The following is a 9859-nucleotide window of genomic DNA, read 5'->3' on the forward strand; positions in this document are numbered from 1 at the left end:
GCACCGACAGCGTGGCCGATGGCGCCGCGCCGGGCCAGCAGGCTCCCGTGGCCGAACCGGTGCTCAGCATCGAGGAAGTGGACGCGCAGATCGCCTCCAAGCTTGCCGCGCTCGCCACGCCCAGCCGCAAGGCCAAGGTGTCGCCGATCGAGGAGTTCAGCCGCAAGACCGAAAGCTGGACCTCGAAGATCACCGGGCCGGGCGCGCTGCCCGACACCGAGGTGACCGAGCTCGAGGAAGACGACCTGCAGAACATCTTCCTGGACGAGGCCCGCGAAGTGGTCGAAAACGGCCTGGCCGCCATCGAGGAATTGCGCGGCCATCCGGACGACACCGAAGAACTCACCATCCTGCGCCGCGCGTTCCACACGCTCAAGGGCAGCTCGCGCATGGTCGGCCTGACCGACTTCGGCGACGCCGCCTGGTCGATGGAGCAGGTGCTCAACACCTGGCTGGCCGACCAGCGCAACGCCACGCCCGAACTGCTGTCGGGCACCGACCGCACGCTGCGCGAATTCAGCGAATGGGTCGAGGCCATTGCCTCCGGCACGCCGCATGGCTGGCAGTCCGCGCCCTTCAGCCGCGTGGCCCAGGCCCTGCTGGCCGGAGAGCCCGTGCCCGCGCCGGTACGCCTGGCCGATGCCGAAGCGCTGGCGGTTGCCGCGCGCCACATCGCCGCTGAAACGCCCGCGCCTGCTGCTGCACCCGTGGCCGCACCGCTGCCGCCGCAGGAATTGCCGGACCTGCCCGACCTGTCGTTCCTGGAGGCGCCGGCACCGGCTGCCGCGCCCGCTGCACCCGCCGTGCCGGTCGCGCCGACCGCGGCATCCGACGCGGCGCTCGAAATGCTGGCATGGGAAGAGCCCCAGAAGCCCGGCACGCCCGAGGCCGACGACGATTTCGCGTCCACCGACTTCATCGACTTCGAAGCCAAGCAGGACACCGAGCCAGCCCCGTTGCTGACCTTGCCCAGCGGCGACGAGTTCGACTTCCTGGCGCCCCCGAAGACGCCGGTGCGTGCCGAGCCTGTCGCGGCCCAGCCCGAGCCAGAACCCGCGCCCGCCATCGAAGCCGCGGTGCCCACCGCCACCGGCCTGCCCGACCTGTCGTGGGAGCCCGAGCCGCTGCCCGTGGCGGCTGCCGAACCTAAAGTCATCGAGACGGTGCAACCGCCGCACGAAGAGCCGGTTGCCGAGCCGGAGCCGGAACTGCAACTCGTGTCCGAAGCGGGGCATGAGCCAGAGCCAGAACCCGCGCCGGCCATTGGCGAAGTCTCCGAAGTGCTCGAACTGGCCGAACCGATCGAAGCGTTCGAGATCCCGGTCGAGGCGCCCGCCGCCGAAGTGCCAGCCACTGTCGTCGCCGCCACCGAAGAAAAAGCGCCGGAGCCTGTTGCCCAGCACGCTGCTGCTGCTGCAGCAGCAGTTGCAGCGGCCGCAGCCGAAGAAGCCGCCGCCGCGGCCAGCGCCGAAGACCAGGTCAAGGTGATCGGGCCGCTGCGCATCGGCATTGCGCTCTACAACGTCTACCTGAACGAAGCCGACGAATGGTCCCGCCAGCTGGCGACGGACGTCGGTGAATGGGCGCTCGAATCGCACGAGCGCCTGCCCGACTCGACCGTCGCGCTGGCGCATTCGCTGGCCGGCAGCTCGGCCACCGTCGGTTTCCACAGCCTGTCGGGCATGGCCCGCCTGCTCGAATCGGCGTTGCAGCATCTGCAGATGCAGGGCAGCGGCACGCGCGAACAGGGCGTGGTGCTGGTTGCCGCGGCCGACGAGCTGCGCCGCCTGCTGCACCAGTTCGCNNAAGGAACGCTGCAGGCGCTGCGCGACATCGCGGCCGCACCCATGCCCACCGAAGTGGCCATGCGCGCCGAAGCCGCGCGTCCGCTGCAACAGGTGGTGGTCAACAACAGCGTGGCCGACGTCGCGCTGGACGATTCCGAAGACGCCATCGACCTGGCCGATGCGGTCGACGTCGACCTGTTCCCGATCTTCGAGGAAGAGGCCGCCGAACTGCTGCCGCAGCTGGGCGAAGCGCTGCGCCAATGGGCGCACCACCCCGACGACAGCGCGCCGCGCGCCTCGGTGCTGCGCACGCTGCACACGCTCAAGGGCAGTGCGCGATTGGCCGGCGCCATGCGCCTGGGCGAGCGCGCGCACCGCATGGAGTCCGAGATCGAAGTCCTGGGCTCCCAGGGCGCCGAGCGCTCCGACATCGAGAAACTGCTCACGCGCCTCGACGCCCTGCAGGCCACCTTCGACGCGCTGCGCGCGGCCGACGATGCCACGCAGGTCGAACTGGCCCAGCTGGTGGCCTCGGCCAGCGCCTCCGCACCGGCCGCTTCGCTGCTGCAGGTCGCCGTGCCCGAAGCCGGCGTGCCCGCCAACGACGAGCTGGCGGCGCCGGTCGCCGGCGACGAAGACCTGTCCGCGGCCGAACCGGCCACCACGATGCTCCAGCCGCGCCCGGCACCCGCACTGCTGGCGCCCCTGCGCGCCGCATCGGGCCAGGCCGTGCGCATTCGCACCCAGCTGCTCGACCGCCTGGTCGCGCAGACCGGCGAGGTCATCATCACGCGCTCGCGGCTCGAAGCCGAGCTGGGCCAGCTGCGTGGTTCGCTGTCCGACCTCACGGGCAATCTGGACCGCCTGCGCCAGCAGCTGCGCGACATCGAAGTGCAGGCCGAAAGCCAGATGCAGTCGCGCCTGGCACAAGCCAAGGACTCGCAGCAGAGCTTCGACCCGCTCGAGTTCGACCGCTTCACCCGCGTGCAGGAACTGACGCGCATGATGGCCGAGTCGGTGAACGACGTGGCCACCGTGCAGCGCACGCTGCAAAAGACGGTGCAGGCCACGGAAGACGATTTGAGCGTGCAGGCGCGCCAGACGCGCGAACTGCAACGCGGCCTGCTGCGCACGCGCATGGTGGAGTTCGAAGGCATTTCCGACCGCCTCTATCGCGTGGTGCGCCAGGCCTCGAAAGACACCGGCAAGCAGGTGCGCCTGGACATCGTCGGCGGCTCCATCGAAATGGACCGTGGCGTGCTGGACCGCATGACGCCCGCCTTCGAGCACTTGCTGCGCAACTGCGTGGCGCACGGCATCGAAGATTCGGCGGCGCGCGAGAAGGCCGGCAAGGACGCCAGCGGCCTGATCGTCATCGACCTGCACCATGAAGGCAACGACGTCTCGGTGAGCTTCCGCGACGACGGCGCCGGCCTCGACCACCAGCGCATCGCCGAGCGCGCCCGCGCACTCGGCCTGCTCGAACAAGGCCAGGAACTGTCGGCCGACGAAGCCACCGAGCTGATCTTCAAGCCCGGCTTCTCGACGGCGGGGCAGGTTTCCGAACTGGCCGGCCGGGGCATCGGCATGGACGTGGTGCGCGCGCAGATCGCGGCGCTCGGCGGCCGCATCGAAACGCACAGCGCGCCCGGCCAGGGCACCACCTTCAAGCTGGTGCTGCCGCTGACCACCGCCGTGACGCACGTGGTGATGCTGCGTGCCGGCGAGGTGTCGATCGGCGTGCCGTCGAACCTGGTGGAACTGGTGCAGCGCGTGAGCGGGTCCGACCTCGAGGCCGCCTACCTGCACAACACACATCCCTTCGGCAGCGAGCAGGTGCCGTTCTACTGGGCCGGCGCGCTGCTGCAGGCCTCGGCCCGCAGCGAACACGCGAGCACCAAGAACAACACCATCGTCATCGTGCGAAGCGCGGCGCAGCGCGTGGCACTGCACGTGGACGAAGTGCTGGGCAACCAGGAAGTCGTGGTCAAGAACCTCGGCCCGCAGCTTGCGCGGCTGCCCGGACTGGCCGGCATCTCGGTGCTGGCTTCGGGCGCGGTGGCGCTGATCTACAACCCGGTGGCGCTGGCCTCGGTGCATGGCGAACAGGCGCGCGAGCGCCAGGCCGCCGCGCTGGCGGTGTCGGCGCATGCCGCCGCCACGGCCGACGACGGTGTGCCGCACGAGCCGCTGCCGGTGCTGGCCCCGGTGGCGCCGCAAGTGCCGCTGGTGCTGGTGGTCGACGACTCCATCACCGTGCGCCGCGTCACGCAGCGCCTGCTGCAGCGCGAAGGCTATCGCGTGTCGCTGGCGGCCGATGGCCTGCAGGCGCTCGAGCGGCTGCAGCAGGAGCGCCCGGCCGTGGTGCTGTCGGACATCGAGATGCCGCGCATGGACGGCTTCGATCTGGCCCGCAACATCCGCGCCGACGCCGCGCTGGCCGAGCTGCCGATCATCATGATCACCTCGCGCATTGCCGAAAAGCACCGCGACTACGCGCGCACGCTGGGCGTGAACCACTACCTGGGCAAGCCGTACTCGGAAGAGGAACTGCTGCGCCTGGTGCGTGCGTACACCAGCGAGCCGGCACTGGCGGCTGCGGCCTGACGCAGCTTTGCCGGACGTCAATAGAAGAAGGGGCCGCGAGGCCCCTTCTTCATTTCCGCGGCGTTTGCCTCGTCACTGCTTCTGCAGCGCCTTCGCCCGCGCCACCCCATAGCGCTGCAGCGTCTTCTCGCGCGCGTCGGCATGGTCCACCACCGGCATGGGATAGGTCTCGCCGAGCTTGATGCCCGCCGCCTCCAGTTCCACCGGCGATGCCGTCCACGGCGCATGGATTGCCGCGTTCGACAGCCCCGCCAGCTGCGGCAGGTAGCGGCGGATGAACTTGCCTTCGGGGTCGAAGCGCTCGCTCTGCGTCACCGGGTTGAAGATGCGGAAGTAGGGCTGCGCGTCGCAGCCGCTCGAGCTGGCCCATTGCCAGCCGCCGTTGTTCGATGCCAGCTCGAAGTCGTTCAAGTGCAGCGCAAAGTAGCGCTCGCCGCGCCGCCAGTCCAGCCCCAGGTCCTTGCAGAGAAAGCTGGCCACCACCATGCGCAGCCGGTTGTGCATGTAGCCGCTCTGGTTGATCTGCAGCATGGCCGCATCGACCAGCGGATAGCCCGTGCGGCCCTCGCACCAGGCGTCGAACAGCTGGTCGGCGTGCTTGCCGTGGTGCCACTGGATCTTGTCGTACTCGGGGCGAAAGCTCTTCGATTCGCCACCCGTGTGCACGTGCGGGAAGTGCGCCAGTATCTGGAAGTAGAAGTCGCGCCAGATCAGCTCGCTGAGCCAGGTCGCGGCGCCGGCGTCGCCCTGCAGCGAAAGCTGGTGCGCCACGCCGGCCATCTGCCGGATCGACACCGTGCCGAAGCGCAGGTGCACGCCCATGTAGCTGGGCCCGCGCACCGCCGGAAAATTGCGCGCCGCGTCGTAGCGGTCGATGCGCTCGAAAAAATCTTCGAACAGCGCGCCGGCACCGCGCGTGCCGGTCGGAATTTCCAGCGTCGACAGGTTGCTTTTCGCAAAGCCGATGTCTTCCAGCGGCGGCACCGGGGACTGGTAGGCCTCGGGGGGCGGCGCCAGCGCGTCGGCATGGCTGCGCACCGGGTACGACTTCAGGAAGAACGCGTCGACCTTCGCCAGCCAGGCCCGCTTGTAGGGCGTGAACACCGTGTACGGCTGGCCGGTCTTGGTCATGACCTCGTCGCGGTCGAAGACGGTCGAGTCCTTGTAGGTGTGGAAGGTCACGCCGGCATTGGCCAGCGCGCCGAACACCTTGGCGTCGCGCTCCAGCGCCTCGGGCTCGTCGTCGCGGTTGGCAAACACGGCCTGCACGTCCAGGTCGTGCGCCAGCGCCGGGATCTCGTGCACCGCGGCGGCATGCCGCACGATCAGCCCGCCGCCCAGGGCGTGCAGCTCGGATTGCAGCTCCACCAGCGATTCCCGGATGAATTCCACCCGCCGGTCGACGGTGGGCAGCGCGTCCAGGATCGCCTTGTCGAACACGAAAACGCACACCACCTGGCGGCAGGCGCGCAGCGCGCGATACAGGGCTGCGTTGTCGTCCACGCGAAGGTCGCGGCGGAACCACATGAGCCCTTTGGGATAGGTCTTGTCGACGGCCAGTAAAATCGGGGGCATATGGCTGCCGATTCTGCCCCGATGAACCTCACGCATCACTTTTTGATAGCGATGCCCGGGATGGAAGACAAAACTTTCAACCGCAGCGTCGTGTACCTCTGCGAACACAGCGAGCGCGGCGCGCTCGGCCTGGTGATCAACAAACCCAGCGACATCAACCTCAAGGTGCTGTTCGAGAAGATCGAGCTGCACCTGTCGCGCCCCGAACTGGGCGAGGCCCCCGTTTTCCAGGGCGGCCCGGTGCAGACCGAGCGCGGCTTCGTGCTGCACGAGCCGGTCTTCACCCATGCCGAGAAGCCCGAGGAATCGGTCTATGCCTCGACCATGACCATTCCCGGCGGGCTCGAAATGACCACCTCCAAGGACGTGCTGGAGGCCCTGGCCACCGGCGCCGGCCCGCGCAAGGTGCTGGTTTCGCTGGGCTATTCGGCCTGGGGCGAGGGCCAGCTCGAATCCGAACTGGCCGAGAACAGCTGGCTGACCGTGCTGGCCGACCCGGCCGTGATCTTCGACACGCCGATCGACCAGCGCTACGACAAGGCGCTGCTGCTGCTGGGCCTCGAAGCCTGGAAGCTGTCGCCCGAAGCCGGGCACGCTTGAGCGTCGTGGTCATGCCGGACGCTCCCATCCCCGCGCCTTCGTCTTCCGTTCCCGCCGTTCCTGCTCCCGTCGTCGTCCCGGCCCATTTCCAGACCTTCCTGGCCTTCGATTTCGGCCTGAAGCGCACCGGCGTGGCCAGCGGCAACCGGCTGCTGTCCACCGCGACCCCGCAGGCCACCATCAAGGCCGAGGGCGATGCCCGCTTTGCGCAGGTCGAGGCCCGCATCAAGGAATGGCAACCCGACGCGCTGGTCATCGGCGTGCCGTACCACCCCGACGGGGCCCCGCACGAGAACACCCGCCGCGCGCAAAAATTCGCGCGCCAGCTGCGTGGCCGTTTCAATCTCCAGGTGTTCGAGGTCGATGAGCGCTACAGCACCACCGAAGCCCTGTCGTCGGGCGCGCGCGATGCCGATGCCGCCTCGGCCTGCATCATCCTTGAGCAATTCCTGAGGGGTCTCACGTGAGTTCCATTTCCTCCATTTCCTCCACTTCCTCCAGTTCCGCCGCCATTCCCGATGCCGAAGCGCTCTACACGAAGCTGCTGGCCGGCGTGAAGACGCTGATGCGCCCCGAGACAAAGTTGGTGGGCATCACCTCCGGCGGGGCCTGGCTGGTCGAGCGGCTGCAGAAAGACCTGGGCCTGCCCGGCGCGCCCGGCGTCATTTCGTCGGCCATGCATCGCGACGACTTCGCGCGCCGCGGCCTGTCGGCCAGCGCGCAGACCGCGTTGCCCTTCGATGTGAACGGCACCGACNNCACCGGCCGCACCATCCGCGCGGTGCTCAACGAGCTGTTCGATTTCGGCCGCCCCGCCTGCGTGCGGCTGGCCGTGCTGGTCGACCGGGGCGGGCGCGAGCTGCCCGTGGCCGCCGACTTCGCGGCGACGACGCTCACGCTGCCAGATACGCAACTGCTGGCACTCGCACGCGCCAACGATGGCGCCTTCAGTCTCAAGGTGGAGGAGAACAGCTGATGCTCTACAAGCGAAATCCCCAGCTCAACAAGAACGGCGAGCTCATCCACCTGCTGTCGATCGAGGGCCTGCCCAAGGCCATCCTCACGCACATCCTCGATACCGCCGCCAACTTCACCAGCGTGAGCGACCGCGAGGTGAAGAAGGTGCCGTTGCTGCGCGGCAAGAGCGTGTTCAACCTGTTCTTCGAGAACAGCACGCGCACCCGCACCACCTTCGAGATCGCGGCCAAGCGCCTGAGCGCCGACGTCATCAATCTCGACATCGCGCGCTCCTCGGCCACCAAGGGCGAGTCGCTGCTCGACACCATCGCCAACCTGAGCGCCATGGCGGCTGACCTGTTCGTGGTGCGCCACAGCGAGTCGGGCGCGCCGTACCTGATCGCGCAGCACGTCGCGCCGCACGTGCACGTGGTGAATGCCGGCGATGGCCGCCACGCGCACCCGACGCAGGGGCTGCTCGACATGTACACGATCCGCCACTACAAGAAAGACTTCGCGAACCTCACGGTCGCGATCGTCGGCGACGTGCTGCATTCGCGCGTGGCGCGTTCGGACATTCATGCGTTGACGACGCTCGGCTGCGCCGAAGTGCGCGTCGTCGGCCCCAAGACGCTGGTGCCCACCGACATGGCCGGCATGGGCGTGCGCGTGTGCCACACGCTCGAAGAAGGCATCAGGGACTGCGACGTCATCATCATGCTGCGCCTGCAGAACGAGCGCATGAGCGGCGCGCTGCTGCCTTCGTCGCAGGAGTTCTTCAAGACCTACGGACTCACGCCCGAGAAGCTGCAGCTGGCCAAGCCGGATGCCATCGTGATGCACCCCGGCCCGATCAATCGCGGCGTGGAGATCGACTCCGCCGTGGTCGATGGCAGGCAGAGCGTGATTCTTCCCCAGGTCACTTTCGGCATCGCCGTGCGCATGGCGGTGATGAGCATCGTGGCAGGTAACGAAGCATGAAGACGACACTGATCACCCAAGGCCGCGTCATCGATCCCGCATCGGGCACCGACAAAAAAGCCGACGTCGCGCTGGCCGACGGAAAGATCGTCGGCATCGGCAACACGCCCGCCGGCTTCAAGGCTGACCGCACCATCGACGCCACGGGCTGCATCGTTTCGCCGGGCCTCGTCGACCTGGCAGCGCGGCTGCGCGAGCCCGGCTACGAGCACGAAGGCATGCTCGAAAGCGAAATGGCCGCGGCCATCGCCGGCGGCGTGACCAGCCTGGTGTGCCCGCCCGACACCGACCCCGTGCTCGACGAGCCCGGCCTGGTCGAGATGCTCAAGTTCCGCGCCGAAAAACTGCAGTGCGCACGCCTGTTCCCGCTCGGCGCGCTCACGCGCAACCTGGCCGGTGGCGTGCTCACCGAAATGGCCGAGCTGACTGAAGCCGGCTGCATCGGCTTCAGCCAGGCCGATGTGCCGCTGGCCGACACGCAGGTGCTGCAACGCGCGCTGCTGTACGCCAGCACCTTTGGCTACACCGTGTGGCTGCGCCCGCAAGACCGCGACCTCGGCAAGGGCGTCGCGGCCAGCGGCCCGCTCGCCACACGGTTGGGCCTGGCGGGCGTGCCCGTCGCGGCCGAAACCATTGCGATCTTCACGATCATCGAGCTGATGAAGAGCACCGGCGCGCGCGTTCACCTGTGCCGCATCTCCAGTGCCCGGGGCGTGGCGCTGGTGCGCGAGGCCAAGGCCCAGGGCCTGCCGCTGACCTGCGACGTGAGCATCAATTCGCTGCACCTGGCCGACACCGACATCGGCTACTTCGACAGCCGCGCCCGCCTGAACCCACCGCTGCGCCAGCAGGGCGACCGCGAGGCGCTGTCGGCCGCGCTGGCCGACGGCACCATCGACGCGCTGGTGTCGGACCACACGCCGGTGGAGGCCGACGCGAAGACGTTGCCGTTCGCCGAGGCCGAGCCTGGTGCGACGGGGCTCGAGCTGTTGTTGCCGCTGGCGCTGCAGTGGGGCGAGCGCAGCGGTGCGGGCATGGCGCGCGCGATCGAGGTGATCACTTCGGCGCCGGCACGGCTGTTGACGGCGGCGGATGCGGGCACGGGCATCGGCCGGCTGGTGGAGGGCGGCGTGGCCGACCTGTGCATTTTCGAGCCGACGCTGGAGTGGCAGGTACGACCCGAGGCGCTGAAGAGCCAGGGCAAGCACACGCCGTTCGGCGGCTATCCGCTGCAAGGGCGCGCGCGTCACACGCTGGTCGCGGGGCGTTTGGTCCACGGCTAGGATGAAACCTCTTCGGTCCATTCGTCGCGTTGTGCTGCGTTGTTTGGAGCGCTGCTGTTCGGGTCATTC

At 68.7% G+C, this 9859-nt stretch carries 6 protein-coding genes and 1 pseudogene (1 of these 7 running past the window's edge); 6 read left to right on the plus strand and 1 reads right to left on the minus strand.

Going from position 1 to position 9859, the window contains the following annotated elements:
- Positions 1-4394: pseudogene (locus DBV14_RS07535) on the plus strand (Hpt domain-containing protein) (it extends 1701 nt beyond the left edge of the window).
- Between the two features lie 72 nt (positions 4395-4466).
- On the opposite strand, the gene DBV14_RS07540 reads toward DBV14_RS07535, so the two are convergent.
- The gene (locus tag DBV14_RS07540; protein WP_124458575.1) at positions 4467-5969 is read right to left on the minus strand and encodes a deoxyribodipyrimidine photo-lyase; all 1503 of its coding nucleotides are present in this window, start codon (positions 5967-5969) and stop codon (positions 4467-4469) included.
- Between DBV14_RS07540 and DBV14_RS07545 the strand changes: the two genes are divergently transcribed.
- The 5 genes from DBV14_RS07545 (at position 5970) to DBV14_RS07565 (ending at position 9790) form a co-directional block, all read left to right on the plus strand.
- The gene (locus DBV14_RS07545; RefSeq protein WP_124458576.1) at positions 5970-6569 is read left to right on the plus strand and encodes a YqgE/AlgH family protein; all 600 of its coding nucleotides are present in this window, start codon (positions 5970-5972) and stop codon (positions 6567-6569) included. It abuts the gene before it with no gap.
- An 11-nt stretch (positions 6570-6580) separates the two neighbouring features.
- Positions 6581-7036, plus strand: coding sequence for a Holliday junction resolvase RuvX (gene ruvX, locus DBV14_RS07550; protein WP_124458577.1), 456 nt, complete (start codon positions 6581-6583; stop codon positions 7034-7036).
- The gene (pyrR, locus tag DBV14_RS07555) at positions 7033-7545 is read left to right on the plus strand and encodes a bifunctional pyr operon transcriptional regulator/uracil phosphoribosyltransferase PyrR (RefSeq protein WP_260396862.1); all 513 of its coding nucleotides are present in this window, start codon (positions 7033-7035) and stop codon (positions 7543-7545) included. Before ruvX ends, pyrR begins: the two co-directional genes overlap by 4 nt.
- The gene (locus tag DBV14_RS07560; protein ID WP_124458578.1) at positions 7545-8507 is read left to right on the plus strand and encodes an aspartate carbamoyltransferase catalytic subunit; all 963 of its coding nucleotides are present in this window, start codon (positions 7545-7547) and stop codon (positions 8505-8507) included. Before pyrR ends, DBV14_RS07560 begins: the two co-directional genes overlap by 1 nt.
- Positions 8504-9790, plus strand: a complete 1287-nt coding sequence (locus DBV14_RS07565) for a dihydroorotase (RefSeq protein ID WP_124458579.1) — start codon at positions 8504-8506, stop codon at positions 9788-9790. The genes DBV14_RS07560 and DBV14_RS07565 overlap by 4 nt, the downstream gene beginning before the upstream one ends.
- The last annotated feature ends 69 nt before the right edge of the window (positions 9791-9859 follow it).

This window comes from Variovorax sp. KBW07 (assembly GCF_003852515.1).
Lineage (GTDB): Bacteria > Pseudomonadota > Gammaproteobacteria > Burkholderiales > Burkholderiaceae_C > Variovorax.